Source organism: Mesorhizobium sp. CNPSo 4670, assembly GCF_057784235.1.
In genome coordinates, this window is sequence record NZ_JBWJFQ010000003.1 from 200,724 (window position 1) to 226,839 (window position 26,116).

Below are 26,116 nucleotides of genomic sequence, written 5' to 3' on the forward strand. Positions count from 1 at the left end.
GTTGTTGGTGACACGGATATAGACCAACCCACCTTCCGGATAATCAGCCGCCTATTGACATGACTATTCGGAAACTGCGAACAAAGACCATGGATCGTCTGGACACCATGCGGCTCTTCGTTCGCATTCTGGAGCGGCGCAGCTTCACCGCCGCCGCGGCAGATCTCGGCCTGCCGCGCTCAACCGCGACGGAAGCGATCCGGGGGCTCGAAGAGCATCTCGGCGCGCGCCTGCTGGAGCGAACGACGCGGCAGGTCAACGCCACGCAGGACGGCGAAGCCTATTATCGGCGCTGCCTGTCCATCCTTGCCGAGATCGAGGATGCCGAGGCCGCCTTCCGCAATGCCGAGCCCTACGGGCTGCTGCGCATCGACGCCAGCACGCTGCTCACCCGCACATTCCTGTTGCCGCGACTGCCCGAGTTTCTCGCCCGCTATTCCCGCATCGACCTGCAGATCGGACAGAGCGACCGGCTGGTCGATCTCGTGCGCGAGGGCGTCGACTGCGTGATACGCGTCGGCGAGCCGTCCGACAGCGGCATGATCATGCGGCGCCTGGCGATGATCCGCGAGATCACCTGCGCCAGTCCCGCCTATCTGGAGCGCCACGGCAGGCCGATCTCCCCCGATGCGTTGGATGGTCACCAGGCAGTGGGCTTCGTCTCGTCGCGCACCGGCGAGACCCTGCCCTTCGAATTCACCGTGGCCGGCAGGATCCGCGAGGTCCGGCTGCCGGGCCGTGTGGCAGCCAACAATTCAGACACCGCCGCCGATCTGGCACGGCTTGGGCTTGGCCTCATCCAGGCGCCGCGCTATCGCTTCGAGAAGGACCTCGCCGATGGGACGCTCGTCGAGGTGCTGGCCGACTACCCGCCCTCGCCGTCGCCGCTGTCAGCGCTTTACCCGCAGAACAGGCAGCTCTCGCCGCGGCTTCGCGTCTTCCTCGACTGGGCATCGCGCATCTTCGCAAAGGCGAACCTTTAGCCTTAGCAGCCGGCAATTCAGCCTGCGAGCTGAAATGCCGGCATAGGCACGATGCTGAAACTTCAGGCTGGCTTGGAAGGTTAAATTTAAGCGTTTGGCAGTAGGATCGACCGACGAGCTAATATCCAGGAAAGGTACCCGGGTCGAATTGGCCACTACGCGATACAGTCTCGGCCGCTTGAGACAGGCCGTTTTTTCTTCCGCCAACTTGCCGGCGGCGATAGCTTTTGTTGTGCTCATGGTCTGCGCCGTCGTTGCCGACCAGCAGAACAGGCGGGTCTCCGATCAGCTGGCGCGCGCCGATGTATTGGCCAAGGTCAACGTCATCCGCGCCAAGCTCGAAGGTAATGTAAACGGCAATCTCCAGCTTGTTCAGGGGCTCGTCTCAGCCATCGTTACAGAGCCCTATATGGGCCAGCAGAGATTTGCGTCGCTCGCAGGCAATCTGTTCGCGCAGAAATCGCAATTGCACAACATCGCCGGCGCGCCCGACCTGGTTATCTCGCTGATGTACCCGATGGAAGGTAACGAGAAGGCAATCGGGCTCGATTACCGCAAGAACGAGGAGCAGCGCCTGGCAGCGCTTCGGGCGCGCGACCAGCGCGTGCTGGTATTTGCCGGACCGGTCAAGCTGGCGCAAGGCGGGCGCGGCTTCATAGGCCGCATCCCGGTCTTTGTGCCGACGGCGGGAGGCGGCGACCGCTTCTGGGGCATTGTCTCGGCAGTCGTCGATGTCGACCGGCTCTACGCGGCGAGCGGACTGGCCGACCCCGATCTCGACATCGATGTCGCGCTCACCGGCAAGGATGCGTTGGGCGGCGGGGGCGAACGTTTCTTCGGCAACGGCACTGTCGTCGCCGGCAATCCCGTAGCAGCCGATGTGCAGCTGCCTTCCGGTTCCTGGCAGATTTCGGCCATTCCCAAGGGTGGCTGGCAAGCGGCTCCGAAAAATCAATGGACCTTGCGAGCGCTCATGGCACTTGCCGGCGCGCTGGTGGTGGTGCCGATCCTGGTGGCCGGGCGGCTGTTCGGCGAACGGCAAAGGAACTACGCCGAGTTGAGGCGCCTGTCCGGCCGCCTGGAGCTGGCCCTGGAAGCCTCGGGCATCGGCGTTTGGGAGCACGATCTCGTCACCAACGAACTGCTGTGGGACGACCGCGTCAACGAAATCTATGGCAAGCCAGCCGACGGCAAGCCACGCGGCTATAGCGACTGGGCGCTGGCGATCCACCCCGAGGACATCGAGCGGGCAAAGCAGGACTTCGATTCGGCAGCGGCGACAAAAGGCCCTTACTTCTCGCAATACCGGCTCCTGCGCCCCGACGGCGCCGTCCGTCATGTGCGCACGCGCGCAAGCTTCTTCCAGGACATCAGCGGCACGCCCAAGCTGATCGGCGCCGAATGGGACGTGACCAGCGACGTCCTGCTTAATGAGAACCTCATTCGCGAGCGCCAGCTGTCGGAATCGAAGAACACCGAGCTGAAGCTCGCTAAGGCGCGTATCGAGCATGTGGCGCTGCACGATTCATTGACCGGCCTGCCCAACCGCCGCTTCCTCGACGAGATGCTGGCCGAAACCGGCCAACACGACCGCATGGCGCTGCTGCATCTCGACCTCGACCGCTTCAAGCAGATCAATGACACGCTCGGCCACGCAGCGGGCGACGCCATGCTGATGCATGCCTCGAGGGTCATCACGGCCAATGCCGGCTCAGCGGATTTCGTTGCGCGCATCGGCGGCGACGAGTTCATTGTGGTGAGCCAGGGGCGTGACGATGACGAGCTCGCGGCACTCGCCGACCACATCATCGAGGAGATGCGCCAGCCTGTCTATTATCGGGGCCATCAGTGCCGGTTCGGAGTCAGCATCGGCATTGCCGCCAACAGCGGCGTCGACGCAAAGCAGTTGCTCGTCAACGCCGATCTCGCGCTTTACCGGGCGAAGGGCCGTGGCCGCAACCGCTACGAGTTCTTCAACGAGGAACTGCAGAGCGAGATCGTGCGGACCAAGCAGGTCGCCGACGAGATCCTGGGCGGGCTGGAACGGGATGAATTCGTCGCCTACTACCAGCCGCAGTTCGACGCCAGGACGCTCGAGATCGTCGGCGTCGAAGCGTTGTCGCGCTGGAAGCATCCGCGACGCGGCATCCTGGCCCCCGACGCCTATCTCAAGGTGGCCGAAGAGCTCAATGTCGTGGCGCTGATCGACCGCATCGTCCTCAAGGATGCGCTGGAGAATTTCGAGCGCTGGTCGCGCAGCCATCTCAACATCCCGCGTGTCTCGGTCAACGTCTCGGCCAGGCGCCTGGAGGACAAGGACTTGATCAAGGGTTTGCGCGAGCTCGCCATCAAGGAAGGAACCGTGTCGTTCGAGCTGGTGGAGTCCATCTTCCTCGACGAGAACGACGATCTGGTCACCTGGAACATCGAGCACATCAAGGAGCTCGGCATCGACATCGAGATCGACGATTTTGGCACCGGCTATGCCTCGATCGTCTCCCTGCTCAAATTGCGGCCGCGTCGCCTCAAGATCGACCGCCAACTGGTCACGCCCATCACCGGCTCAACCGCGCAGCGACAGCTGGTGTCGTCGATCATCGAGATCGGCAAATCGCTCGGCATCGAGGTGGTTGCCGAGGGCGTCGAGACGATGGAGCACGCGCGCATCCTGAAGGAGCTTGGCTGCGATATCCTGCAAGGCTATTTTCTTGGCCGCCCGATGGAGGCGAAGGCCTTCAAGACCTTCGCCCAGTCGCGCAAGTGGCTGGCCGCGGGGTAGTGGCTCGGCGCCCTTAGCTCCGCAGCCCCGGCGCTTCGTGCCCGGTGCGCTCGACATATTCGGTATAGCCGCCGCCATAGGTGTGGATGCCTTCGGGCGTCAGCTCCAGCACGCGGTTGGAAAGTGCCGCCAGGAAATGCCGGTCGTGCGACACGAACAGCATGGTGCCTTCGTACTGCGAGAGTGCCGTGATCAGCATCTCCTTGGTGGCGATGTCGAGGTGGTTGGTCGGCTCGTCCAGCACCAACAGATTGGGCGGATCGAACAGCATCAAAGCCATCACCAGCCGCGCCTTCTCGCCGCCTGACAGCACCCGGCACTTCTTCTCGATTTCGTCGCCGGAAAAGCCGAAGCAGCCGGCGAGTGCCCTGAGCGGCGCCTGGCCGGCCTGCGGGAACGCGTCCTCCAGCGTCTGGAACACGGTGCGCTCGCCTTCCAGCAATTCCATGGCGTGCTGGGCGAAATAGCCCATCTTGACGCTTGGACCGCGCGCCACCGTGCCGGCGTCGGGCTCGGAGGCACCGGCGACCAGCTTCAGCAGCGTCGACTTGCCGGCGCCGTTGACGCCCATGATGCACCAGCGCTCGCGGCGGCGGACCTGGAAATCCAGCCCTTCATAGATGCTGCGGCTGCCATAGCCCTTGTGGACGCTCTTCAGCGTCACAACATCCTCGCCGCAGCGCGGCGCCGGCTGGAAGTCGAAGGACACCGTCTGGCGGCGCTTGGGCGGCTCGACGCGGTCGATCTTGTCCAGCTTCTTCACCCGGCTCTGCACCTGGGCGGCGTGCGAGGCGCGCGCCTTGAAGCGCTCGATGAAGGCGATTTCCTTGGCCAGCATCGCCTGTTGGCGTTCGAACTGCGCCTGCTGCTGTTTGTCGGCGATCGCCCGCTGCTGCTGGTAGAACTCGTAATTGCCGGAATAGGCGGTTAGCGAACCGGCGTCGATCTCGACCACCTTGTTGACGATGCGGTTCATGAACTCGCGGTCGTGCGAGGTCATCAGCAATGCGCCGTCATAGTTCTTCAGGAAGGATTCCAGCCAGATCAGGCTTTCGAGGTCGAGATGGTTGCTCGGCTCGTCGAGCAGCATGGCGTCGGGCCGCATCAGAAGGATGCGGGCCAGCGCCACGCGCATCTTCCAGCCGCCGGAGAGTTTTCCGACATCGCCGTCCATCATCTCCTGGCTGAAACCCAGACCATCGAGCACCTCGCGCGCGCGGCCGTCCAGCGCATAGCCGTCGAGCTCCTCGAAACGGTGCTGCGCCTCGCCATATCTGGCGATGATCTCGTCCATCTGATCGGCCTGGTCGGGGTCGGCCATGGCGGCCTCAAGTGCGGCCATCTCGGCCGCTACGTCGCTCACCGGCCCGGCGCCGTTCATCACTTCGGCCACCGCGCTGTGGCCTTCCATGTCGCCGACATCCTGGCTGAAATAGCCAATGGTGACGCCGCGATCGACCTGCACCTGGCCTTCGTCGGGCTGTTCCTGCCCGGTGATCATGCGAAACAGCGTCGTCTTGCCGGCGCCGTTGGGGCCGACGAGGCCGACCTTTTCGCCCTTCTGCAGCGCCGCCGATGCTTCGATGAAGACAAGCTGACGGCCATTCTGCTTGCTGATGCTTTCCAGTCTGATCATGCGATTTCCGGGGGCTTGGAACTTGGAAGGATTTTCCCCGGGGCCAATACGCGATGGCGGGCGCCAGAGGAAGAGGCGCAAGCGCCGCAGCGGCAGCACTTCCCTCCTTCTTGTGGGAGAAACCAAGACCGTCCCCGGACACAATCCAGAAACAAGATTCAACAGTTCGGAAAAACTGGCGAAAAGATCGGCTGGCATAAGCATCCTCGCGGCGGCCGGAATGGCCGCGGCACAACGCCAACGGGATGTTACCGGCAATGCAACGAGGTTCGAACGGATGGACGGGTGCCCTGCTCGGCATGTCCCTTGCCGTCACCGTGATCGGACCGTCGGAAGCAAAAGCCGCCATCACCCGCAGCGAGCATTGCGACCGGCTCAGTCATCAACTCGACGAAGCCATCCAGACCAAAGCCGAGACGGCCGAGGTCGCCGAGGCAACGACGCTGCAGAAGACCGCCATCCGTTTCTGTGCCGAGCGCAAGCAGGCGCAAGGCATCAGGACGCTGGCCAACGCTCTGGAGCTGCTTGGGGTGACGCCGGACGATGACGCCCAGTGATATCACATCTTTGAACCCAGTTTTTGAAGCCCGGACTTTCAACACGTCAAGAAGCACTGCCACAAGAAGCACGGCAACAAGCACGCCAAGGCTTATTGATCGCCCTTCTCTCTGACTTCCTCCCAGGGAAAGGCCGCCACTCGCAAAAGCGAGGGCGGCTTTTTTCTTGCGCGATTCTTCGAAAGCGAGCATTCCGCCCGGAACTGCGTGAAATCAAGACCTTACAGCGGTTCAACGATTAACCGTCCAAAACCAGACACCGGCTGAATCTGTGCTCCGCCGATCGTGCCCGCGTCCGGAAACCTCACCACGGCAGCCTTTTGCCGTCGCGAAAGAAACCGCCGGTCGGACCGTCATCCGCCAAGGTCGCCGCCCACACGATGCCCGCTGCTCCTTGCGCCACCGGGCGCCCGCCCGGCCCACCCATGTCGGTGGCGACCCAGCCGGGGCAGACGGCGTTGACCAGCACGCCGGCGCCGTGCAGTTCAGCCGCCAGCACGCAGGTCAGCGCGTTGAGGGTCGCCTTGGAGGTCGAATAGGCCGGCACCCCCGCGCCCATCGAGGCCAGAGAACCACCCTCGGAAGAAACGTTGACCAGCCTGCCATGGCCACCGGCCTTGAGCAGCGGCGCGAAGGTGGACGCAGCCCGCCAGGCGCCGAAGACATTGGTCTCGAACGCCTCGCGGATGACCGTCCAGTCCGGCAGCAAGGCCCGCGAACCGGTGTCGTAGTGGATCGCGGCGTTGTTGATCAGCACGTCGAGACGGCCGAACCGGCGCTCGACATCCGCCGCCGCCAGTGCCGCCGCGTCGGGCGCCGCGACATCGAACGCGATGGCCTCGACATGGCCGTCGAGGCCTCGTGCCGCCGCTTCTCCTTTGGCGAGGTCGCGCACGCCGAGCAGAACGGTGAAGCCGAGCTTCGCCAGCTGGCGCCCGGTCTCGAGCCCGATGCCGCGATTGGCGCCGGTAACAAGCGCGACCTTGCTGGATTGCGAGTTCATCTGCTGGTCCCGGGATGTCGATTGCTTCGCGAGAAAGATGGCACGCGCGGAAGTGATTTATTAGGTGGCGGGGATCGCATTCTTCATGCGATGGCGTGCAGGAATCGGGTGGTGGCCTGGCGGCGCGCCATGCAATGGTTGATCCATCACGAGGACCAGCCATGCTCACGCTTCATGATTATCTGCCATCGCAGAATGGCTGGAAGGTCCGGGTTCTGCTCGGGCTGCTCAAGATCCCCTATGACAGTCACATGGTCTCGATTTTCGAGGACGAGAGCCACACCGACGCCTTCCTTGAGCTCAATCCTGCCGGTGCCGTCCCCGTGCTCCAGCTCGAAGACGGCAGCGCCATCGCGGAATCCAATGCGATCCTGACTTACCTCGCCGAAGGGACGCCTCTTCTGCCGGCTGACCGCTATCAGCGCGCCAAGGTCATACAGTGGCTGTTCTTCGAACAATACAATGTCGAACCGGTCATCGGCTCGCTGCGCTTCTGGACCTTGACCGGACGCCTCGAGCGCAACCAGGGCATGGTTGCGGGCAAGCGCGAAGCCGGAGCTCGGACACTCGCCGCCATGAACCGCAGCCTTGGCGACACCCCGTTCCTCATCGGAAACGATTTCACGATCGCCGATATCGCTGTCTATGCCTACAGCCATAGCGCCGAGGATTGCGGCTTCTCGCTGGCGAACTATCCGGCGGTCATGGCGTGGATCGGCCGCGTGCGCGACGCCATCGGTCCCGGCTATCCGGTCCATCCCTACAGCATTGACCCGCATTCCGGCGCCTGAATGGCTTACTTCTTGCCCTGCGGACGATGCTGAAACCCCATTCAGGCGGGGCCGGGAGCCCGTCTGTTTACACCGCGGTAGAATAGGGATATTTTGTATCCTTAATAAAGCTCGGTCAGTATCGACCCCGGAATTCATCGATGATCCTGAAAAGCCAAGTCGAATGGGCGCTGCACTGCTGCGCTATTCTCGCAGGCCTGCCTGCCGGGCGCTATCTCTCGACAAAAGCGCTTGCCGAGTTCCACGGCCTTCCCAAGGAGTATCTCTCCAAGGCCCTGCAAAGCCTGTCGCAGGCGGGCCTGGTCCATACGACGCTGGGTCCGTCAGGTGGATATCGATTGGCGCGGACACCGGCTGAACTGACCTTCCTGGATATTGTCGAAGCGGTTGAGGGCAAGTCGTCGACGTTCGTGTGCAACAACATCCGCGCAAACAACCCATGTCGTCCCCAGGACTATTGCGAAAGCAGCCCTTGCGCGGTGTCACGCATCATGTGGGAAGCCGACGAGGCTTGGCGTGCAAAATTGCGCAGCGTCAAGCTTTCCGATCTCACCGAGGCCCTGGCGCAGGAGATTCCAGCCGAACTCTGGAAGAGCAGCTTTGAATGGGTGCTGGAGCGCGCCGGATGAATGGAAATGGCAGATCGTGGCGGATGGCTAGTCCTTCTTACAGACAACAGGCGGGCCATCGGGCACCCTGAGGATGCCACGCACCCGACATGGACTCGCCGACATGATTTCCGTCCACCGGAACGGCCGGACACCAGGTGCCCGGCCTCTTCGGCCTACTTGCCTCGTCGGCCTACTTCTTGACCGGATAGGTCAGTTCCTTCTGGTCAGTGTCGACCACGAAGACTGCCAGTAGTTTCGCTGGCTTGGTCTTGCTGCCGTTCTCGCTCACACTGTGGCGATCGCCCGGCAATTCCGAAAAGCTCTCGCCGGCCTTGTAGACCTTGACCGGACCATCATTGACCTGGCTGCGGATGGAGCCTTCCAGAACCGTTGCATAGATGAAGGCGGAGGTCGGATGGGTGTGCGCTTCCGAGTGACCGCCGGGACCATATTCGACCAGAATGCCCTTGATGCTCTTGCCGGGGACATTCGGCAGTTCATGCTCATAGACGAGCGTGACTTTGGCGGCTTTGCCGCCTGCGTCCTGTGCTGCGGCCGGGCTTGCCAAGGCAGCCGTGACGATAAGGGCGGCGACGATTGACTTGATCATTTCGAGACTCCTTTCATGCGTCGAGTGGAACGCTGCGCTGCGGCGCATCGTGACGGTCATTTGCGCGTCGAGGTGGCGAACCACTGCTCGAAGGTGATGCGGCCGAGACGCGGATTGTTGTCGGAGACGAGCGACGTGTCGTTCAGCCTCGCGCCGAAGTAGCGCGCTTCAGGATCAGCCACGACCTTGCGAGGATCGCCGGCAGCCTTCAGGTAGCGGGCGACGAGCTCGCTCATTCGCACACGCTCCGGACCGGAAATCTCGATCATGCCGTTGATCGGCGCGGCGAGCGCGACACCGGCCATGACGTCGGCGACGTCGTCGGAGGCGATGGGTTGTATATAGGCCGGCGACAGATGCACGGCGTCGCCGACCGTACCTGATTGGGCGATGCCGGCCAGGAACTCCATGAACTGCGTGGAATGAACGATCGTGTAGGGAATGCCGGAAGCCTTGATCAGATTTTCCTGGGCGAGTTTGGCGCGGAAATAGCCGACGTCCTGCAGGCGTTCGGTTCCGACAACCGAGAGCGCGATGTGGTGCTTGACGCCAGCAGCCTTGTCCGCCGCGAGCAGATTGTGGCCCGACGTCTCGAAGAACTCCATCGCGGCCTTGTCCTCGAAGGAGGGTGAGTTGGCGAGGTCGATCACGACCTCGGCGCCCGCGAGCGCTTCCTTCAGACCTTCGCCGGTGATGGTGTTGACACCGGTATTCGGGGAGGCGGCGATCACCTCGCACCCCTGTCTGCGTAGGCGTTCGACTGTCTTGGAACCGATGAGGCCGGTGCCCCCAATGATGACGATTTTCATAAGACTTCTCCGTTAGCGGCCGCGCCGTCGCGCCGCATCGATTGATGGGTATGCCAGAAGGAAGGGGTTAGTTCAGGCCAGCCTTGTCGAGGCCGTAGAGCTTGTCTGCAGAGCCGGGCACGGTCTTGAAGGCGACGTTGGCGCGGTTCCAGGCGTTGATGGCCATGATCGAGAAGGTCAGGTCGGAGATTTCCTTTTCCGAAAGCTGCCCACGCACACGCTCATAGAGCTCATCCGGAATACCGCCTTCGGGCAGCTTCGTGACGGCTTCGGTCCAGGCAAGGGCGGCGCGTTCACGAGGAATGAAAAGGTTCGATTCGCGCCAGATGGCGACATGGTAGAGCCGCAACTCGCTCTCGCCGTGGATCTTTGCTTCCTTGACATGCATGTCGAGGCAGAAGGCGCAGCCATTGATCTGGGACGCCCGGATATGGACCAGATCGCGGATCTTCTCTTCGATCACGCTGCGCGCCTCGGCCATGCTGAAGTCGAGAAACTTCTTGAATAGCTCAGGGGATTGTTGGGCGACGTTTAGGCGCTGTGTCACTGCTCTCTCCTTTTGAGGACATTTAATATCCTTAAGGATACATGATATCCATAATCCTGTAAAGCGCCTCCCGCCTGGGATGCGGGACATAAGGTTTATGTCGAAAAGTATGGGTGAGAGTGGATCGGGATTTCGAACGTTCCCGCGAGTGGCGGAGACAGGTCCTTTCCCGGCGGCGGCGAATCGACCTCGATCTGACGCGGCCGGCCGTCATCAGCGGCCTTGATCGACTGCATGGCATCCGAAAGCCCGAGGCGGCCAATACCCACCGTGGCTGGAGCAATTCCAAGAAAGTGTGAAACGGGTGCGGCTAAACGCAAAGCGCCGGCAGTCCGGCGCCTGAAAGGACTTACTTCTTGCCCTGCGGATGGATCGTCTCGCCGCGCTTCAGCATCGCGACGAAGGTCTCGATCTTCTTCTTGCGGCCAGCTTCGGTCTTCATGTTGTGGGTGCGGAAGGCAAGCGCGAAGCGGTTCTGTGCGCTGAGCTTTGCCAGCATCTCTTTCGCCTTGGGTTCGACATCTATGGCTGCCTGCAGGTCATCGGGGATTTTCATCTCCTTGCCGCTGCCATAGGCGCGCGCCCAGCGGCCGTCGGCCTTCGCTGCCTCGACCTGTCTCAGCCCATGCTCGGTCATGCGGCCCTCCTCGACCAGCCGCGCGACATTGTCGATGTTGATCAAGCTCCAGATGCTCTTCCTGCCGCGCGGCGTGTAGCGCTGCAGGAAGCTGTCGCGGTCCAGCCCCTTGCGCACCGCGTCGATCCAGCCGAAGCACAGCACCACGTCGATGGCCTCTTTCGGCGTGATCGACTTCAGCCCCGACCCCACCTTGTGGATCTTGATCCACACCTCGGTTTCCGCAGCGTGGTGCTTGCCGAGCCAGGCGTGGAAGCTAGCCGCGTCCGGGAACTCCCTGACCTTGTCGGGATCGACCCTGACCGGCGCCATCAGCCGGCCTGCCCGCTCGTTCGCATCACCGACATCTTACCTCCAGCCAAACATCATCCGTCAACATCGTGACTTGGGTCCCTGTCAGTTTCCGGCAGCAGCAAAGCCTGCTGGCGGATGACGATGGAACGCACCACCCATCGCCGCGTTCCGGCTTCAGTGCAACCGCCGGATGGAGGTTCCCGATGACAATCCAGACCATCTTCGCCCATGTCAGCTGCGCCGACCTCGAAGCCAGCATCGGCTGGTATGCAAAGCTCTTCGGCAAGGCGCCGCTGCGCCGGCCGATGCCGGGCCTGGCCGAATGGCAGTTCAGCGACAGCGCCGAGGTACAGCTCTTCGAGGACAAGGACAAGGCCGGCACCAGCACGCTGACGCTCGGCGTGCTGCCGCTGGCGTCCGAGCGGCAGCGACTGGTGGGCGCCGGCCTCGAACCCGGCCCGATCGAGGAAGCCGACGATTTCTACATCATGCGTATGCACGACCCCGACGGGAACCTGGTGGTGTTTGCAAGTGCGCAACGCGACTAGGGCGCACTTGGCCGAAAATATTTTCCTCCACCCCGCTGTCGAAATCTCGCAGACCTGCCATGGTCCTGTTCCACACGCTTGGGGGACACATCATGAAATCTCTGCTCGTCGCCCTGGCGATGCTGTTTCCCACAGCTGCCCTCGGCGAACCGATCGACACCCTGAAAATCATCACGGCGGTGACCGGCGACTTCAACGGCGACGGCGCCGTCGACCTTGCCATGGTGGTCGAGACCCAGCCCGGCAGTCCGATGGACATCCACTTCTTCCTCAGGGACAAGGAGCACAATTACCTCAAGCCCGTCGAAACCGTGCACGAGCAGATCCTCGGCGAATGGAACGGCTACGACCGGCCGGGCTACGAAATTTCAGACACCGAGCCGGAACTGACGATGCTGCCGAACGGCTCGATCAAGTTCTATCTTCCGGCGATGCCGATCGGCGGCCAGCGGACCAACATGACGCTGACCATCGCCTGGCGCAACGGTGCCTTCATCGTCGCCCACTATGATTACGAGGATTTCCAGCAGGACAATGTCGCCAGCCCCTGTGAGTACAATGTGCTGACCGGCAAGGGGACCAGCAGCAAGACGCAGCCGGACGGCAGTTCGAAGCACAGGACTGTGTCGGTGGAAGGCCGGACCGTCGCCTTCAAGGACTGGAACCCGGGTGCTGATTTCAGCGCTTGCGATGGGTGACCGGCGTCTCTTCGACCGGCTTCAGGTCGGTGGCGGCGCTGCCGGCGTCAATCCGTGCCGGCGCATGATGTCCATCATTTTGAGCTTGTCCGGCGGGCCGCCGGCGGCAGCATTGAGCACCGCAAAGGCCTCGCGAAAATAGTCCGGGCCGATCGCCGCCGGTGTGATGACGCAAAGCGCCTTGGCATCCCTGGTGCCATTGTTGTCAAACCGGTGAACGGCGCCGCGTGGGATGCACAGCGCCTCCCCTGGCCCAACCTCGATCGCCTTGCCGTCGACGGTCCAGGTCAACACCCCGTCGACGCCGTAGATCGTCTCTTCGTAGTGGTCGTGGCTGTGCGCCGGCGCCGGCAGCCGCTGCGCGCCGGGCACCATCAATTCGAAGGCGGCGACGCTGCCGTTCGAACTGTCGCCTGACACCAGGAAGCGAACCGATAGCCCCTTAGTACCGATGGTTTCGTTGGCTGGATTGACCTGAAGATCAAAGACTGGCATTGCATAAGCTCCCCGAGTAAATTACATTTACCGCCCATAAGTAAACTCAATTTACCGGATCGTCAATGGCCACCTCTACCGAAGTTCTCCAGACCAGGACCGAGGATCTGCTGATCGGCGCGCTGCTGCGCGTGCCGGCCCAGGCGATCCAGCGCCGGCTGATCAAGGAGCTCAACGCCGCCGGCTTCGACGAATTACGCCTGCCGCATATGGCGGTGCTGCAGTTTCCCGGGCCGGACGGCGCGCGCCCAAGCACCATCGCCGAGCGCGCAGGCATGAGCAAGCAGGCCATCAACCAGTTGCTCAGCAGTCTCGAAGGTTACGGCTATCTGGCGCGCTCCGACATTCCGGGCGAAGGCAGCGCGCGCGTGGTGCGGTCCACCGAACGCGGACACGCCGCCTTCTGGAAAATGGTCGATATCCTGCGCGACATCGAGGAAGAGTGGCGCACCGAGCTCGGACCGGAACGCTTTGCCCAGCTGAAAGCGCTGTTGTTTGTCGTCTGGGACAGCCCGCTGGCGCGCTGAGCGGCCACCAGCCGACTCTGCGCGGCCGCGCTTCCATCGGCATTACCGATAGCGCCATCGATATCTTCCGTTTCCCTGGCTCACACCAAACTGCCAATCCCCTGCCCTTGTTCATCCAAACAAAGGCAGAGCGAAATGAGCATTTCAAACCAGAAAATCCTGATCGTCGGCGGCGGTTCCGGCATGGGTCTGGCGCTGGCGCGGCGATGCGTCGAGGCGGGCGCCGAGACCGTCATCGCCGGGCGCGACGAGGACCGGCTGCGGCAGGCACGCGAGGCGCTTGGCAATCCTGCTGGCCTGGAGGTGGCCGCCGTCGACATCACGCGAGAAGACCAGGTGGCCGAGCTGTTCGCGCGGATCGGCGGGCTCGACCATGTCGTCAGCACCGCCGCCGACATCGAAGGCGCCTACCGGCTGTTGCCGGAGCTTGACCTGAAGGCAGCGCAAAGGATGGTGGAGAGCAAGCTTTACGGCCCGCTGCTGCTCGCCAAGCATGGCGCACCACGGCTTGGCCCCGCCGGGTCGATGACCTTCGTCTCCGGCATCGCCGCCTATCGGCCGGCAGCACGCGGCGCCGTCGTTGCCGCCGTCAATGCGGCGCTCGAAGGGCTGGTGCGGGCGCTCGCCGTGGAGCTCGCGCCAATCCGCGTCAACGCCGTGTCACCCGGCTGGGTCGACACCACGATCTGGGCGCAGGTCGCCGGTGACAGAAAGGCCGAGATGCTGGCCGCGATGGCCGAACGGCTGCCGGTCGGCAGGATCGGCCAACCCGACGATATCGCCGACGCCATCCTCTTCCTGATCGGCAATGGTTTCACCACGGGAACGACGCTGCATGTCGAGGGCGGCCACCGTCTTGTCTAGGATGGCCCGGTGCCAGGAGTTGTTTTTAAAGCAAGGCTTTGGAGCAGTTCGCCGATCAGGCTCTGAACTGGTTTAAGGGCGTTCCGTGGCAGGCTCTAGCGTGTCCCGCGCAGCGGCAAGAAGCTGCCTGAGCGCCGGTGGCTGAACACGCCGGCGTCGCCAGATCATCGCCAGCGGTGCCGTCCGCATCTGGCCGGGCCACTGCATTTCGACGAGGTCGCCACGTGCCAGCGCCTCGCTGACGGCAAGGCGCGGCACCAGGCCCAGCCCCGCGCCGGCCGCCACCAGCCGCGCAATGGTGCTGATGCTACCGACCTCTGCGGCAAGCCTGGGCGCGGCGATGCTCGCCTCGGCGAAGGCGGTGTCGAACATGTGCCGGTAGATGCATCCGGGCTCCGTTGCCACGAAGCGCAACGAGGCAAGCGCAGCCAGATCTGATGGCGCTGGACCCTGCCCCGGGGCCGCGACAAGCACCAGCGGTTCGGCCGCGATCGTGCGCCTGGCGAAATGGTCACCGGAGCCGCCGTCGTCGCGACGGTCGAAGCAGAAGGCGACGTCGATGTCGCCGTCCTCCAGCAGGTGCCGCAGCGCGCCGCTGTCGGCCACCTTCATGCGCACGGTAATGTCGGGATGGCGGGCCTGAAACCCCGGCAGCCATGGTGCCAGCCGGGCCGACGCGATCGTCTCCAGCGCGCCGATAGTCAGTGCCCCGCTGGTCTGTCCGGCAGCCGCCTGCACGGCCGCGCGCGCCTCGCCATCGAGCCGCAACAGGTCTGCGGCGATGGGCTTCAGCGCCAGTCCTGCCGGCGTCAAGTCGAGACCCGTTTTCGAGCGCGTGAACAGGGCAGCGCCAAGCTCGGCCTCGAGCGACTGGATCTGGTCGCTGACACTCGATTGCGCAAGATGAACCGTCTCGGCGGCGCGCGTGATGTTGCGGCTCCGCGCCACCGCGAGGAAGGTCTTGAGCAATCTGTGATGCAACGAAATGCCCTGGCCGATGCCTACTGCAGCTGCGGCTTCTTGAGGAAACTGCCGCGGTCGGCCGATTTGACGCGCAGCCAGGTTTCGCGGCCGTCGCGCAGCACCCGCATCGGGATCTCCGCGCCGGCCGAGCCGCTCTCCCACAGCTTGCGATAGAAATCGGCCAGCCCATCGACCGCGCCGTCACGAATGTCGGAGATGATGTCGCCCTGCCGCAGGCCGGCCTTGGCGGCCGGGCCGCCTTCGGTGACGCTCATCACCACCACCTTGCCGTCGCTTTCTGCCGACAGAGCGCCGAGCCACGGGCGCGGAGGCCTGGCCACATGGCCGCGCGTCAGGAGATCGTCGAGAATGGGCGGCAAAAGGTCGATCGGCACCACCATGTTGATGTCGGCGACCTCGCCGTTGCGGCTCATCTGCAGGCGCAGCGAACCGATGCCGAGCAGCGAGCCGTCGGCGCCGAACAGCCCGGCACCACCCCAGGACGGGTGCGCGGGCGCGATGAAGATCGCCTCGTCGAGCAAATACTCCCAATAGCCGGCGAATTCCTGCTTGGTGACGATCCTGGCCTGCACCGACTGGCCGACGCCGTCGGCCAGCACCACGGCGTCACCGATCCTGGCCTTGCCGGCATCGCCCAGCGCCACCGCCGGCAGGCCGAGCGGCGCCAGCGCCTGCACCAGGCCGAAGCCCGATTCCTGGTCATAGGCGAGCGCGTGCGCCGGGATGACGCGGCCGTCATGGCTGGTCAGCCAGACCTCTTCCGCTTCGGTGATGAGATAGCCGATGGTCAGCACCAGCCCGTCTGCGCGGATAACGACGCCGCTGCCTTCCCTGAGCGTGCCCAAGGCACCCGCCGTAAAGGCATCCTCCGGAACGGTGGCCCGTACGGCAACGACCGAGCGCGGATTGGGATTGATGGTCATGCTGTCATTCCTGGATAGGTGATATTTCTATAGGTATGCCGCAAGCGAGATGGTGCAAGGGGTGAGAAGCGGTTCGCGCGGCCACGGGCACGACGAATTCGCTTCGCGAACCGGCTGGTTCACCCCACAGGGGAAGGGAAAACGGCGCCTCCGTCAACAATAGTTCAACGCAAGTTGAACTTCCCCATCTGAAACCCTAGTTGTAATGCGACCTGCCCATCCTTCCCCACGAGGCCCTGAGATGACCGACTACACCCCGCCGAAAGTATGGACCTGGAACAAGGCGAATGGCGGCGCCTTTGCCAGCATCAACCGGCCGATCGCCGGGCCAACGCATGACAAGGACCTGCCCGTCGGCAAGCACCCGCTGCAGCTCTATTCGCTGGCGACGCCGAACGGCGTCAAGGTGACCGTCATGCTGGAGGAGCTTCTGGCGCGCGGCCACAAGGGCGCCGAATATGATGCCTGGCTGATCCGCATCAACGATGGCGACCAGTTCGGCAGCGGCTTCGTCGACGTCAATCCCAATTCCAAGATTCCCGCCTTGATGGACCGCAGCGGCAAGACGCCGGTGCGCATCTTCGAATCCGGCTCGATCCTCGTCTATCTCGCCGAAAAATTCGGCGAATTCCTGCCGACCGAGCAGCCGGCCCGCGCCGAGGTGCTGTCCTGGCTGTTCTGGCAGATGGGCTCGGCGCCGTATCTGGGCGGCGGCTTCGGCCATTTCTACGCCTATGCGCCTGAGAAGTTCGAATATGCCATCGACCGCTTCTCGATGGAGGTGAAGCGCCAGATGGACGTGCTCGACCGTCGGCTTGCCGAGTCCGAATATCTCGGAGGCAAGGACTACAGCATCGCCGACATGGCGGTTTGGCCATGGTATGGCGGGCTGGCGCTCGGCCGCATGTACAATGATTCCGGCGAGTTTCTGTCCGTGCAGGAGTACAAGCACGTTCAGCGCTGGGCCAAGGCGATCGACGCACGCCCGGCGGTCAAGCGCGGCCGCATGGTCAACCGCGCCTTCGGTGAACCCGCCATGCAGTTGCATGAGCGCCACGACGCCCGCGATTTTGAGACGAACACGCAGGACAAGCTGGCCGCCGAATAGGCTACGGCAAAGCCTGCCTCAAAGGAAAGCCCGCCACCGACGCGAATGTCTGGTGACGGGCTCCTCCCAAGACAACCCAACGCGGGCAATCCCGGTGTGTCGGACCCTGTGCGTCGGGCCTCACTCAGTGCAGGACTTCGACGATCTGGCGGGTCTCTGGATCGACCAGGACGGTCTGGTCATTGATCACCGCGACGCGATATTTGACGTCGGGCACCTGCCGCAATTCGACCGTGTCGGGCACCGACGAGCCGAGCTTGAGTTCAACGCCCAGCAGGTTCACCGACGCAAGCGGCTCCTTCTTGATGTATTGGCGGACGACCGTCTCCTGCTCAGGCTGGACGACGACGACGTTTTCCGCCATCGCCACGCCAATACCGCCCATCAGGACGATCGCGGCCGCAGCACTCGAAAGATAATGTTTCATCATAGCCTCCAATGTATTCATCAGAATTCCGCCCGAGATGAAAACTCCGCCACCACCTTGAGGTTCCATTTCAATTCCCGAATTGAAAGCGTCACGAAATCGACCTGATATTGACACTTGTCGATACAACTATCGGTCGAAGAGGCAAAAAAGCTTCCGGAGTTCGTAGATAAATTATGCAGATCGGTGCTGAATCGCACACAGAACTGCCAAGAGCTACACGCGTCACGGGAGAACGCCCCATGGCATGGGCTTCAAAGGCCGTCGCCAGGCTGGATCGGCCTCAATATTTTCATTGCCTAGCCAACGTAGAGCGCACCGTGTCGTTCCAGCCGCCTTTCTTGTTTTCGCCGAAAGCTCCGACACGAAAGAGGCCCGCCTTGCTGGGAGCAAAGCGGGCCTTAGACGGTGTGGCCGAGGTGGCAGTCCTCACAGGTCACACTCAAAACGCGAAGCGCCGGCGCTTGGTTCCAGCCTTGGCATCCTGCGCCGCCGTGGCGCCCCTGCATTGGCGGCCGTTGCCGCGCTGTGGCCGTGATGTCAGGGCTGCCAGCGGGGGCCATTTTCGGTGCCGCGATTGCGGGGAAGACGCTTGGCCGGCTAAGTTTTTTCCCGATCCTGGCCCCGCGAAACGACCGCGTCATTATATCGCGTTTGACTAAAATACCGGAACGTCCAATGCACATTGCCGGAACCGAACAGGGCCCCTCGGACCTTTGCGGCGGACACCTAAGACCTTGGTCCTAGACGAAAACGCAAACGGCCGATGTGGCCCGGATTGAAGTCCGGAGAAGGGAACATCTCGCCCTGGCTGTCGTTTGTCGCGATGTCTCCGGCGCCGCCGGATCCATATCGGGAGGACAGAACGATGCCGCATCGATCCACCATCGTCAAAACAGGCAACGGCCCGGTCACGGCGATTGCCGTGCTGATGGTGGGATTGATGGCGGTGGGGATGGTGTTTCTCGTCCTGGGCGGCGCGCTCTACCTCAACGAGCAGCCGTCGGATCAACGTGCGCTGTCGTCCGTTCCCGCCCGATCGATTCAGGCGGCCGATCGCAGTGCGGCAAACTGATCGGGCCCGCGCTCGGCGGAACATCCAGCCCTATTCGAATCGACAGCGACCCGCCGGCCAGTTTGGCGTTGAGGAAAATCGTCCGATGCGGCAAGAACGAGAAACTGTTTCACGCCGTGGTGACCAGGACGCCGAATCTGCACTTTGGTCCCGGCCTATTCCGCTTTCGCGGAAGTGTCGGCCGGCGGGCGATGTGCAATGGTGTCAATGCGGCGGTACGAGCCGCCCTGGTTGACGCGGGCGCCCGAGCCATCCCAACAATGCGCCCCCTCGTCCGCGTCGACCACGGCATGCCCTTGGCGGTATCTTCCGATCCGCAACAGCGGACATGGCGTGGCGCGAAGCGACGATCAGCCTGCCGCGAAATTCGTTACAACTTCAGCCGCCGACCAGCGCCTTCGTCGTCACCAGATTGACGCCGCCCTCGGCGAACTCGCCATTATGGCGATCGATGATCTGCCGGGCGCTCTCACTGGCGCTGTCCAATGTGCTGTGCGCATCGGAGACCACGGTGACGCCGAGCCCTTTGGCCATCGCGCCCTTGATGGTCGCAGCCACGCAAAAATCGGTCTGCGCACCCAGCAGCACGACAGCACCTACGCCCTGCTCAGCTACCCAGTCGCCAAGGGCTGCATTGCTGAAGGCATTGCGGACGCTCTTGGCGAAAGTCGGCTCGTCTACGGCCTGACCGAGATTGGGCCACACCGGCCAACCCGGTTCACCGGGTGCCAGCGGATCGCCCGCCGGTCCGTCATGCCTGACAAAGGCGACCTTGCGCCCGCCGCGCCGCGCCCAGTCGATCACCGCCCGGGCACGCTCGGCAATGGCTGACGCGTCATGGATCGGTGGCTCGTGCACGCCGTCGAACATGCCTGTCTGCAGGTCGATCACGATGAGCGGCGCTTTGTCCGCGAGGCTGGATGCTGACATGGTTTTTACATAGCACGACGGGCAAGGTGATCAAGATTGCATTCACCCCGGCGCGCCCGCAAACAGCACCACGCCGTCGCCTCCTGCGGCCGGCCAGTCGCGGATGGTACGGTCATAGCCGCCGGTCAGCACCGTGCCGTCGGCGGCGAAGGCCACCGCATAGATCGGGCCGGTCTGGCTGTCGAACATGGCGATCTGGTTGCCGGTTTCCATGTCCCACAGGCGCGCCGTGCCGTCGAGCGAACCGGAAACCAGGCGCTTGCCGTCGGCCGACAGCGCCAGCGTGTAGACGGTGCCCTCATGGCCCTCGAAGCGACGCAATTCGCGGCCGCTGTCGAGATCCCAGAGCTTGATCGTGTAGTCGCCGCTGCCAGTGATCAGATGGTGGCCGTCGGCGGTGAACACCGCGCCGTAGGTGCCTTGCTCATGCCCATGCCAGCTGCGCAGCTGCTTGCCGCTGTCGATGTCCCAGAGTTTGAGCGTGCCATCGATGCTGCCTGAGACGGCCCGAGTGCCATTGGGCGAGACGGCCACCGCACTGACCGACCAGTCGTGCCCGCTCATCACATGCAGCACGGCACCCTTCTCGAGGTCCCAGACGATGACATTGCCGGTCCCGTGGCCGGTCACGGCGCGTTTGCCGTCGGGGCTCATCGCCAGCTTGTTGACACCGCCATTCTCGCCCGCCGAAAAGACATGCAGCACCGCGCCGTCGGAAAGTTTCCGCTGCACGATCTCGCCGTCGTCGCCGGCGGTCAGCGCGCTGACGCCATCGGGCATGAACAGCGCGGTGCGAGCCATGTCCTTGTGGGCGCCTAGGGTGCGGATCAGGTGCTTGCCGGCGATGTCCCAGAGCTTGATCGTGTGGTCGGTGCTGGCGCTCATGATCGAACGGCCGTCGGGCGCCACCGCCAGCCAGACGACGGCGTCGCGATGGCCCTCCGGCTCAGTCGGCAGCGGTGGCGGAGCCGGGGGCAGCGGCGCGACAGTCGGTGGCGGAATGACCGCGACCTCCGGTGGCGTCGGTGCGGCGGGCGTCGGCGGGTTTGGCGGTGGCGGAGGCGCGAGCGCAGGCGGAGTCGGCGGCGGGTTGGTCGCTTCCGGTGGTGGGGCGGGTGGAGATGGCGCCGGCGGCGCGGCTGCCGGTGGAACTGCCGGCTCTTGGGCCGGCGGCGCGCTGGCGACGTCCTGCCCCTTCGGCTCGGCAGGCTTGGGTTCATTCTGCTTGGGCGCGACGGGCTTGGGTTCGCCGGGCTGGCTGGCAATCTCGCCATCGCGATCATGCCAGGGGCCGAACCGGTCGACGGCCAGCACCGCAAGCACAACCAAGGGCAGGGCGAGAAACGCCTTGCGTAGGCCGGGCCTGCCGGTGTCCTGCACTTCGGCCGCGCGGCCGAACAGCGGCGCGCCGGCCTGATGGTTCGGCCGCCCCGGCAGAAGACCGGCCCAGAACAGTAGCGCGCCAAGCAGGCAAGCGAGTGCCGCCGCCAGCAATGCGGCCAACCGCATCGAGGCGGGATCCCCGGCGAACGACGAGACACCCCGCCAGACGACGACTGCATCGCCAAGCACCAGATAGGCGCGCCAGACGCAAGCTACGGCCATCACCAGCAGGATGATTGCAATCAGCCTGTCGACGACTCTGTTCATCGCCCCCCCTCGGCGCCATCGCAACTTTCGCCCTGCGTGGCACGCCGCACAGTTCAGTTCATGAGATTACCAGTGGAAAAGGTGTTCGCAAAATGGCGCATGCGAAAGGGGCGGCGTCGAGGCTCCCGGCAAGTTTACCCCGCGCTCATCTGAGTTCCACCCAGACCGGCGCGTGGTCGCTGGCGCCGTCTTGCCCGCGCACCTCGCGGTCGATGCCGGCGGCGGTGAGACGGCGCGACAGTGTCTTCGACAGCAGGATATGGTCGAGCCGGAGCCCCGCGTCGCGCGGCCAGCGGTTGCGGCGATAATCCCAGAACGTATAGAGCGTCTCCTTCGGGTGCTTCTTGCGCAGCGCGTCGGTCCAGCCCTGCTCGATCAGGCGGGCGAAGGACGCCCGGCTTTCCGGCTGCACCAGCGCATTGTCGTCATAGGAGCGGGTGGCGTAGATGTCGCGCGGCTCGGGCACGATGTTGTAATCGCCGGCCAGCACCACCGGCAGGCCGGTATCCAACAGCTGCTCGGCGTGTGCCTCCAGCCGTTCGTGCCAGGCGAGCTTGTACTGGAATTTCGGGCCAGGCTGGGGGTTGCCGTTAGGCGCATAGAGGCAAGCGATGACGATGCCGTTCACCGCCGCCTCGATGTAGCGGCTCTGCTTGTCGGCATCGTCGCCGGGCAGCACGTCGCGGGTCAGCACCGGTTCCGAGCCCCGCGCCAGGATGGCGACGCCGTTCCAGGTCGGCTCGCCCTTCCACACCGCGCCGTAGCCTGCCGCGGCCAATGCCGAACGCGGAAACTGCGTGTCGCGCGCCTTCAGCTCCTGCAGGCAGACGACATCGGGTTTTGCCGTCACCAGCCACGCCAGCAAATTGTCCAGCCGGCTGTTGATGTTGTTGATGTTGAAGGAGGCGATCTTCATCGGCTCAGGAAACGATCCGGCCCGTCCACGCCTTCACAGCCTCAGCCAGTGTCTTCAGATGATCGGCGGTGGAGAAACCGGAGATGCTCTTGCGCGGCTTGAGATCATGGTCGCCATCCTCCAGCCAGATAATCTCGATCTGGTCGGAGAGCGCATAAGTCGCGACCTCATCCTGCGTCCCGAACTCGTCGCGCGTGCCCTGGAAGATCAGCGTTGGCGCCTTGAGGTCGGCCAGATGTTTGGTCCGCAACTGCTCCGGCTTGGCCGGCGGATGAAAGGGATAGCCGAGGCACAGCAGGCCCGAAACCTCGCCCTTGGCAAACATCTCGTCAGCAATCATCGAGGCGACGCGCCCGCCCATCGACTTGCCGCCGATGATAATCGGGCCGGTTACGCCCTTCGCCCTGAGGTCGGCGATCGCCTTGACATATTCCGGGTTCACCGTCTCGGCCCGCGGCGGCGGCTTGCGATGTCCGTAGCGGCGGGCGGCCATATAGTGAAATTCGAAGCGCGCAACGCGGAACCCGGCAACTGCCAGCGCCTTGGCGGTGGCCGTCATCGAGGCCGAGTCCATCGGCGCCCCCGCGCCATGGGCGAGCAGGATGGTGACGGAGGCGGTGTCAGGGCCGTCGAAGAGGAAGGTGGTCATGTGGCGGCCCTCCCTGAAAGGTCGCGTTCAGTCCCACCCCCCTCTGGCCTGCCGGCCATCTCCCCCGCAAGGAGGGAGATTGGCTGTCGCCATCGCTTTCGCCAACCATCAACGTTGGAAGACGAGCGGAGCGTTAAAGCTGCTGATCTCCCCCCTTGCGGGGGAGATGTCCGGCAGGCCAGAGGGGGGTGTTCAAGCGCGACCATAGCGATCCTTTGTTCGGGCAATCGCTATGATTGCCCGGAGACTCCACTGCAAACCTGCGACTGCAAATACTCCACCTGCGCGGCCAGCAATCCGGGCCAGCCGGCGGCATCAATACCGCCTATCCATGTGCATGCGGCTTCGCGCCCATGAACTTGCTCCAGCAAGCAGAAATAGGCTGTGTAGCGCCATGATCCACACAACTGCTTATTGCCGTTCATCACCTCCAGCGCCGAAGGCCAGATGAACCATCTCCTGATCCATTCACCGACCTTGCCGTCGAGGTCGGCGGCACACCGGGCTATGAACGCATCGAGATCACCTTCATCTGCCACCCAGAACGAGCCACGACTTCTGACGAAATCGCCGTCAATGGCATCGAGCCCTACCCTGAGAAATGATTTGCTCGATCGCCGAGCGCTTTGGGTTTTGAACTGGGCCGAACTTGGATCCTTGACTTCATACCAGGCGTCAAAATCCTTCCACAGCTTGGCAAACTTCTTCCACTTGAAGACAGCGGCGATCGAGCAGTCATACTCCCCGTACCGGCGGTCCGTGTAGCAATCCAACTCGATGCTGAAGTCCGTCTGACTGTCTGCAGATTTGACCAAGAGCTTGCCACTGTCCGGCTTGAACCATTTCGCGCCGAGGCGGGCATGGAGTTCTTCGGCAACCTTTGTTCGAATGGTTTTTGAATCGAGGACCACGCCCCTCACCCCGCCGACTTCTGCGCCAGTTGCAGATCCACGAACTGTACCCCCTTGGCCGCCACGCGCGCCCATTCGGAATCCGTGTCGAGTTCGAGATAGCGCGCCCAGTTGCGGCGGGCCTCCAGCAGATTACCGGCGTCGAATTCCAGCCGGGCCAGATTGAACACCGGATCGGCATAGTTCTTGTCGAGCGCGATCGCCTTCTGCAGGTGCCGTCGCGCCGAAGCCTCGCGGCCTTGCTCGCTCATCAGCCCGGCGAGGTTGAACCACGCCTCGACGAAGGCCGGGTCGAGCTTTATCGCGCGCGCATAGTCGTGCGCTGCTTCCCTCCCGTGCCCGCCGGCGCGCAGGCAGTTGGCGCGGTTGAAGGCGGCAATGGCATCGCTCGGATCGATGGCGAGACATCGCTGGTAGAGCGCGGCTGCTCCGTGATGGTCGCCGCCCCCCTCAGCCGCTTCGGCCTCGGCGAACAATTCTTCCAGCGTGTCGTCGCCCTCTGAACCGGCGTTGCCCAGATCGAACAGCAATTGCCCGTCGAGCTCGCTCTGGCCGCCCTCGAGATAGATCGCGTCGGGCCGCCCACGCTGCGAGCCGACATTGAGCGACTTGGCGGTCAGCGAAGCCACCGGGCCCGAGCGATGCACGGAGCGCGCAATCGCGCCCCACGTTGCGCCCCCGGCCACCAGCCCGGCATATTTGCGCGCCAGGATCAGGTCTCGGAAAGAATAGGGTTCGCCGTCATGCTCGAAAGCATCGAACAGCGACAACAGGTCGAGGTCGGCGCCTGACAGCCGCGACTGCTCGATCAGTGATTGCCTGGAGAGCGAGGACGCCTCCGGCGCCTTCATCAGCCCGAGCAGGCGCAGGAAACCGTTCTCGCTGATCGGCGTACGTCCGGCGGCGCGCTCGGCGGCGACGCGGCGCTTGATCTCGGCATCGCCGGATTTTGCCAGATGGGTCCGCCCGAACACGACATGCGTGGTGCGCCTGGTGACACCGCGCCGCAACTGGCCGTGCTGGCGCTCGACCTCGCGTGCCGCCAGCCTGAGCGGAAACGCCGCCAGCGCGCCGATCGTGCCGAAGACGGCGCCGGGGACCAAACCGGCCTGTGCCGTCATTTCTTGCTCTTGCCGACCGCCTTCAGCAGATTGGCCTTCAGCGGATTTTCAGCCGCACCGCCTGCTGCCGCCTTGACCTTGGCCGCAGGCTTGGCGACCTCGTCAGCCTTGCTCTTCGACTTGGCCGGCGGCTTCGACTGCGACAGGCTGGCCTTCAGCGCGTCCATCAAATTGATGACATTGCCGCGCTCGGGGGCGGCAGCGATGATCGGCTTGTGGCCCTTCAGCTTCTCGCGGATCATCGCCATCAGCGCGATCTCGTAGCGATCCTCGTAGTTCTTCGGATCGAAGGTCGTTTCCTTCTGCTTGATCAGCGCTTCGGCCAGTTGCAGCATTTCCGCGTCTGGCTTGCCGGCCGGGATATTGCCGAAATATTCAGCCGTGCCACGCACTTCGCTCGGATTCCTCAACGTACACACGAACATGCCGTTCTCGCGCGCGCCGATCGTGACCACGCGCTCGCGGCTGGAGAGCACTAGCCGGGCGATCGCCAGCTTGCCGGATTTGCGCATCGCTTCGCGCAGTACGGCGAAGGTTTCCTCCGCCATCGCGCCATCGGGCGCCAGGTAATAGGGCGCGTCCTGATAGATGACGTCGACCTCGCCCTCATCGACGAAGGCCTCGATGTTCATCGTGTGGTTGGATTCGATGCGCACCGCGTCGAGATCGGTATCATCGATGATGATGTACTGCTTGTCCTCGTATTCGTAGCCCTTGACCAGATCCGAGCGCTCGACCAGCCCCAGTTCAGGATCGACCGGCTTCATGTTGATGCGGTTGTGGGTCTTCTTGTGCAGCTGATTGAAGCTGATGCGCTCGCTCGCGCTGGTGGCGGGGTATAGCCGCACCGGACAGCTGACGAGGCTGAGCTTGAGGTAACCTTTCCAACTTGCCCTGGGCGCCATGAAACACTCCTACGCGGCCATGCACTGTCACACCGGTGTAGCGCTGTTCGTCCGAAGGACGAGCGACGCCACTGAAATCCTACACCGACCCCGCACAATACAGGCAAATCCCTGACGAAATGTTTTAG

General features: G+C 63.5%; 28 protein-coding genes. 11 read left to right on the forward strand and 17 right to left on the reverse strand.

Features of this window, described 5'->3' with window-relative positions:
* Window positions 1-89: 89 nt before the first annotated feature.
* Together AC0ZT5_RS07265 and AC0ZT5_RS07270 are read left to right on the forward strand one after the other, a co-directional pair.
* Window positions 90-983 (forward strand): LysR family transcriptional regulator, encoded by an 894-nt coding sequence (locus tag AC0ZT5_RS07265; protein ID WP_488495865.1) that lies wholly within the window; start codon window positions 90-92, stop codon window positions 981-983.
* A gap of 238 nt (window positions 984-1,221) precedes the next feature.
* Window positions 1,222-3,762 (forward strand): bifunctional diguanylate cyclase/phosphodiesterase, encoded by a 2,541-nt coding sequence (locus AC0ZT5_RS07270; protein ID WP_488496103.1) that lies wholly within the window; start codon window positions 1,222-1,224, stop codon window positions 3,760-3,762.
* Between the two features lie 13 nt (window positions 3,763-3,775).
* Here AC0ZT5_RS07270 and AC0ZT5_RS07275 read toward each other — a convergent pair whose 3' ends face one another.
* Window positions 3,776-5,398, reverse strand: coding sequence for an ABC-F family ATP-binding cassette domain-containing protein (locus AC0ZT5_RS07275; protein ID WP_488495866.1), 1,623 nt, complete (start codon window positions 5,396-5,398; stop codon window positions 3,776-3,778).
* Window positions 5,399-5,655: 257 nt separating this feature from the next.
* Here AC0ZT5_RS07275 and AC0ZT5_RS07280 point away from each other — a divergent pair, with 257 nt between their 5' ends.
* Window positions 5,656-5,955: a hypothetical protein gene (locus tag AC0ZT5_RS07280; RefSeq protein ID WP_477283134.1), complete on the forward strand. Its 300-nt coding sequence runs from the start codon at window positions 5,656-5,658 to the stop codon at window positions 5,953-5,955.
* A gap of 304 nt (window positions 5,956-6,259) precedes the next feature.
* Here AC0ZT5_RS07280 and AC0ZT5_RS07285 read toward each other — a convergent pair whose 3' ends face one another.
* Entirely contained in the window at window positions 6,260-6,958 is a 699-nt protein-coding gene (locus AC0ZT5_RS07285) for an SDR family NAD(P)-dependent oxidoreductase (RefSeq protein ID WP_488495867.1), read from the reverse strand.
* 161 nt (window positions 6,959-7,119) lie between these two features.
* Here AC0ZT5_RS07285 and AC0ZT5_RS07290 point away from each other — a divergent pair, with 161 nt between their 5' ends.
* Window positions 7,120-7,749 carry a glutathione S-transferase family protein gene (locus tag AC0ZT5_RS07290; protein WP_488495868.1) on the forward strand — a complete coding sequence of 210 codons (630 nt, stop codon included), beginning with the start codon at window positions 7,120-7,122 and terminating at the stop codon, window positions 7,747-7,749.
* Window positions 7,750-7,889: 140 nt separating this feature from the next.
* A complete protein-coding gene (locus AC0ZT5_RS07295; protein WP_488495869.1) occupies window positions 7,890-8,378 on the forward strand; it encodes an RrF2 family transcriptional regulator in 489 nt (162 codons plus the stop codon).
* Between the two features lie 172 nt (window positions 8,379-8,550).
* On the opposite strand, the gene AC0ZT5_RS07300 is transcribed toward AC0ZT5_RS07295, so the two are convergent.
* The 4 genes from AC0ZT5_RS07300 to AC0ZT5_RS07315 all read right to left on the reverse strand — a co-directional run bounded on the left by AC0ZT5_RS07300 (window position 8,551) and on the right by AC0ZT5_RS07315 (window position 11,275).
* Window positions 8,551-8,970: a cupin domain-containing protein gene (locus tag AC0ZT5_RS07300; RefSeq protein WP_488495870.1), complete on the reverse strand. Its 420-nt coding sequence runs from the start codon at window positions 8,968-8,970 to the stop codon at window positions 8,551-8,553.
* A gap of 56 nt (window positions 8,971-9,026) precedes the next feature.
* Window positions 9,027-9,779, reverse strand: coding sequence for an SDR family oxidoreductase (locus AC0ZT5_RS07305; protein ID WP_488495871.1), 753 nt, complete (start codon window positions 9,777-9,779; stop codon window positions 9,027-9,029).
* A 67-nt stretch (window positions 9,780-9,846) separates the two neighbouring features.
* Window positions 9,847-10,326: a carboxymuconolactone decarboxylase family protein gene (locus AC0ZT5_RS07310; protein ID WP_488495872.1), complete on the reverse strand. Its 480-nt coding sequence runs from the start codon at window positions 10,324-10,326 to the stop codon at window positions 9,847-9,849.
* Between the two features lie 349 nt (window positions 10,327-10,675).
* Window positions 10,676-11,275, reverse strand: a complete 600-nt coding sequence (locus AC0ZT5_RS07315) for a YdeI/OmpD-associated family protein (RefSeq protein WP_488495873.1) — start codon at window positions 11,273-11,275, stop codon at window positions 10,676-10,678.
* 185 nt (window positions 11,276-11,460) lie between these two features.
* Between AC0ZT5_RS07315 and AC0ZT5_RS07320 the strand changes: the two genes are divergently transcribed.
* Together AC0ZT5_RS07320 and AC0ZT5_RS07325 are read left to right on the forward strand one after the other, a co-directional pair.
* On the forward strand, window positions 11,461-11,805 hold the full coding sequence (locus AC0ZT5_RS07320) for a VOC family protein (protein ID WP_488495874.1): 345 nt from the start codon (window positions 11,461-11,463) through the stop codon (window positions 11,803-11,805).
* Window positions 11,806-11,897: 92 nt separating this feature from the next.
* Window positions 11,898-12,503: a hypothetical protein gene (locus tag AC0ZT5_RS07325; protein ID WP_488495875.1), complete on the forward strand. Its 606-nt coding sequence runs from the start codon at window positions 11,898-11,900 to the stop codon at window positions 12,501-12,503.
* Between the two features lie 21 nt (window positions 12,504-12,524).
* Here the strand turns inward: AC0ZT5_RS07325 and AC0ZT5_RS07330 are convergent, their stop codons facing one another.
* Entirely contained in the window at window positions 12,525-12,998 is a 474-nt protein-coding gene (locus AC0ZT5_RS07330) for a cupin domain-containing protein (RefSeq protein WP_488495876.1), read from the reverse strand.
* A gap of 65 nt (window positions 12,999-13,063) precedes the next feature.
* On the opposite strand from AC0ZT5_RS07330, the gene AC0ZT5_RS07335 reads away from it, so the two are divergent.
* Both AC0ZT5_RS07335 and AC0ZT5_RS07340 read left to right on the forward strand, forming a co-directional pair.
* Window positions 13,064-13,525, forward strand: a complete 462-nt coding sequence (locus AC0ZT5_RS07335) for a MarR family winged helix-turn-helix transcriptional regulator (protein ID WP_488495877.1) — start codon at window positions 13,064-13,066, stop codon at window positions 13,523-13,525.
* Between the two features lie 135 nt (window positions 13,526-13,660).
* Complete coding sequence (locus AC0ZT5_RS07340; protein ID WP_488495878.1) at window positions 13,661-14,389, forward strand: SDR family oxidoreductase; 729 nt, start codon at window positions 13,661-13,663, stop codon at window positions 14,387-14,389.
* Window positions 14,390-14,461: 72 nt separating this feature from the next.
* Here the strand turns inward: AC0ZT5_RS07340 and AC0ZT5_RS07345 are convergent, their stop codons facing one another.
* Both AC0ZT5_RS07345 and AC0ZT5_RS07350 read right to left on the reverse strand, forming a co-directional pair.
* Entirely contained in the window at window positions 14,462-15,370 is a 909-nt protein-coding gene (locus AC0ZT5_RS07345) for a LysR family transcriptional regulator (protein WP_488495879.1), read from the reverse strand.
* Between the two features lie 20 nt (window positions 15,371-15,390).
* Entirely contained in the window at window positions 15,391-16,296 is a 906-nt protein-coding gene (locus AC0ZT5_RS07350) for a S1C family serine protease (RefSeq protein ID WP_477283110.1), read from the reverse strand.
* Between the two features lie 241 nt (window positions 16,297-16,537).
* Here AC0ZT5_RS07350 and yghU point away from each other — a divergent pair, with 241 nt between their 5' ends.
* Window positions 16,538-17,404, forward strand: coding sequence for a glutathione-dependent disulfide-bond oxidoreductase (yghU, locus tag AC0ZT5_RS07355; RefSeq protein WP_488495880.1), 867 nt, complete (start codon window positions 16,538-16,540; stop codon window positions 17,402-17,404).
* 124 nt (window positions 17,405-17,528) lie between these two features.
* On the opposite strand, the gene AC0ZT5_RS07360 is transcribed toward yghU, so the two are convergent.
* The gene (locus AC0ZT5_RS07360; RefSeq protein WP_477226733.1) at window positions 17,529-17,831 is read right to left on the reverse strand and encodes a DUF1236 domain-containing protein; all 303 of its coding nucleotides are present in this window, start codon (window positions 17,829-17,831) and stop codon (window positions 17,529-17,531) included.
* A gap of 868 nt (window positions 17,832-18,699) precedes the next feature.
* Between AC0ZT5_RS07360 and AC0ZT5_RS07365 the strand changes: the two genes are divergently transcribed.
* The gene (locus AC0ZT5_RS07365; RefSeq protein WP_477283100.1) at window positions 18,700-18,906 is read left to right on the forward strand and encodes a hypothetical protein; all 207 of its coding nucleotides are present in this window, start codon (window positions 18,700-18,702) and stop codon (window positions 18,904-18,906) included.
* 378 nt (window positions 18,907-19,284) lie between these two features.
* On the opposite strand, the gene AC0ZT5_RS07370 is transcribed toward AC0ZT5_RS07365, so the two are convergent.
* From AC0ZT5_RS07370 to ku, 7 genes are all read right to left on the reverse strand, one after another.
* The gene (locus AC0ZT5_RS07370; RefSeq protein WP_488495881.1) at window positions 19,285-19,836 is read right to left on the reverse strand and encodes an isochorismatase family protein; all 552 of its coding nucleotides are present in this window, start codon (window positions 19,834-19,836) and stop codon (window positions 19,285-19,287) included.
* A gap of 42 nt (window positions 19,837-19,878) precedes the next feature.
* On the reverse strand, window positions 19,879-21,486 hold the full coding sequence (locus AC0ZT5_RS07375; RefSeq protein ID WP_488495882.1) for a WD40 repeat domain-containing protein: 1,608 nt from the start codon (window positions 21,484-21,486) through the stop codon (window positions 19,879-19,881).
* 145 nt (window positions 21,487-21,631) lie between these two features.
* Window positions 21,632-22,402 carry an exodeoxyribonuclease III gene (locus AC0ZT5_RS07380; RefSeq protein ID WP_488495883.1) on the reverse strand — a complete coding sequence of 257 codons (771 nt, stop codon included), beginning with the start codon at window positions 22,400-22,402 and terminating at the stop codon, window positions 21,632-21,634.
* Between the two features lie 4 nt (window positions 22,403-22,406).
* The gene (locus tag AC0ZT5_RS07385; RefSeq protein ID WP_488495884.1) at window positions 22,407-23,051 is read right to left on the reverse strand and encodes an alpha/beta hydrolase family protein; all 645 of its coding nucleotides are present in this window, start codon (window positions 23,049-23,051) and stop codon (window positions 22,407-22,409) included.
* Window positions 23,052-23,281: 230 nt separating this feature from the next.
* A complete protein-coding gene (locus tag AC0ZT5_RS07390; protein WP_488495885.1) occupies window positions 23,282-23,962 on the reverse strand; it encodes a hypothetical protein in 681 nt (226 codons plus the stop codon).
* 5 nt (window positions 23,963-23,967) lie between these two features.
* Window positions 23,968-25,083 carry a tetratricopeptide repeat protein gene (locus tag AC0ZT5_RS07395; RefSeq protein ID WP_488495886.1) on the reverse strand — a complete coding sequence of 372 codons (1,116 nt, stop codon included), beginning with the start codon at window positions 25,081-25,083 and terminating at the stop codon, window positions 23,968-23,970.
* The gene (gene ku / locus AC0ZT5_RS07400; RefSeq protein ID WP_488495887.1) at window positions 25,080-25,988 is read right to left on the reverse strand and encodes a non-homologous end joining protein Ku; all 909 of its coding nucleotides are present in this window, start codon (window positions 25,986-25,988) and stop codon (window positions 25,080-25,082) included. The genes AC0ZT5_RS07395 and ku overlap by 4 nt, the downstream gene beginning before the upstream one ends.
* Window positions 25,989-26,116 lie beyond the last annotated feature (128 nt).

Coding starts and splice junctions, on each gene's coding strand:
- AC0ZT5_RS07265 (WP_488495865.1), top strand. CDS start 90: ATGGATCGTCTGGACACCATGCGGCTCTTCGTTCGCATTCTGGAGCGG.
- AC0ZT5_RS07270 (WP_488496103.1), top strand. CDS start 1,222: ATGGTCTGCGCCGTCGTTGCCGACCAGCAGAACAGGCGGGTCTCCGAT.
- AC0ZT5_RS07275 (WP_488495866.1), bottom strand. CDS start 5,398: ATGATCAGACTGGAAAGCATCAGCAAGCAGAATGGCCGTCAGCTTGTC.
- AC0ZT5_RS07280 (WP_477283134.1), top strand. CDS start 5,656: ATGCAACGAGGTTCGAACGGATGGACGGGTGCCCTGCTCGGCATGTCC.
- AC0ZT5_RS07285 (WP_488495867.1), bottom strand. CDS start 6,958: ATGAACTCGCAATCCAGCAAGGTCGCGCTTGTTACCGGCGCCAATCGC.
- AC0ZT5_RS07290 (WP_488495868.1), top strand. CDS start 7,120: ATGCTCACGCTTCATGATTATCTGCCATCGCAGAATGGCTGGAAGGTC.
- AC0ZT5_RS07295 (WP_488495869.1), top strand. CDS start 7,890: ATGATCCTGAAAAGCCAAGTCGAATGGGCGCTGCACTGCTGCGCTATT.
- AC0ZT5_RS07300 (WP_488495870.1), bottom strand. CDS start 8,970: ATGATCAAGTCAATCGTCGCCGCCCTTATCGTCACGGCTGCCTTGGCA.
- AC0ZT5_RS07305 (WP_488495871.1), bottom strand. CDS start 9,779: ATGAAAATCGTCATCATTGGGGGCACCGGCCTCATCGGTTCCAAGACA.
- AC0ZT5_RS07315 (WP_488495873.1), bottom strand. CDS start 11,275: ATGGCGCCGGTCAGGGTCGATCCCGACAAGGTCAGGGAGTTCCCGGAC.
- AC0ZT5_RS07320 (WP_488495874.1), top strand. CDS start 11,461: ATGACAATCCAGACCATCTTCGCCCATGTCAGCTGCGCCGACCTCGAA.
- AC0ZT5_RS07325 (WP_488495875.1), top strand. CDS start 11,898: ATGAAATCTCTGCTCGTCGCCCTGGCGATGCTGTTTCCCACAGCTGCC.
- AC0ZT5_RS07330 (WP_488495876.1), bottom strand. CDS start 12,998: ATGCCAGTCTTTGATCTTCAGGTCAATCCAGCCAACGAAACCATCGGT.
- AC0ZT5_RS07335 (WP_488495877.1), top strand. CDS start 13,064: ATGGCCACCTCTACCGAAGTTCTCCAGACCAGGACCGAGGATCTGCTG.
- AC0ZT5_RS07340 (WP_488495878.1), top strand. CDS start 13,661: ATGAGCATTTCAAACCAGAAAATCCTGATCGTCGGCGGCGGTTCCGGC.
- AC0ZT5_RS07350 (WP_477283110.1), bottom strand. CDS start 16,296: ATGACCATCAATCCCAATCCGCGCTCGGTCGTTGCCGTACGGGCCACC.
- yghU (WP_488495880.1), top strand. CDS start 16,538: ATGACCGACTACACCCCGCCGAAAGTATGGACCTGGAACAAGGCGAAT.
- AC0ZT5_RS07360 (WP_477226733.1), bottom strand. CDS start 17,831: ATGAAACATTATCTTTCGAGTGCTGCGGCCGCGATCGTCCTGATGGGC.
- AC0ZT5_RS07365 (WP_477283100.1), top strand. CDS start 18,700: ATGCCGCATCGATCCACCATCGTCAAAACAGGCAACGGCCCGGTCACG.
- AC0ZT5_RS07370 (WP_488495881.1), bottom strand. CDS start 19,836: ATGTCAGCATCCAGCCTCGCGGACAAAGCGCCGCTCATCGTGATCGAC.
- AC0ZT5_RS07375 (WP_488495882.1), bottom strand. CDS start 21,486: ATGAACAGAGTCGTCGACAGGCTGATTGCAATCATCCTGCTGGTGATG.
- AC0ZT5_RS07380 (WP_488495883.1), bottom strand. CDS start 22,402: ATGAAGATCGCCTCCTTCAACATCAACAACATCAACAGCCGGCTGGAC.
- AC0ZT5_RS07385 (WP_488495884.1), bottom strand. CDS start 23,051: ATGACCACCTTCCTCTTCGACGGCCCTGACACCGCCTCCGTCACCATC.
- AC0ZT5_RS07395 (WP_488495886.1), bottom strand. CDS start 25,083: ATGACGGCACAGGCCGGTTTGGTCCCCGGCGCCGTCTTCGGCACGATC.
- ku (WP_488495887.1), bottom strand. CDS start 25,988: ATGGCGCCCAGGGCAAGTTGGAAAGGTTACCTCAAGCTCAGCCTCGTC.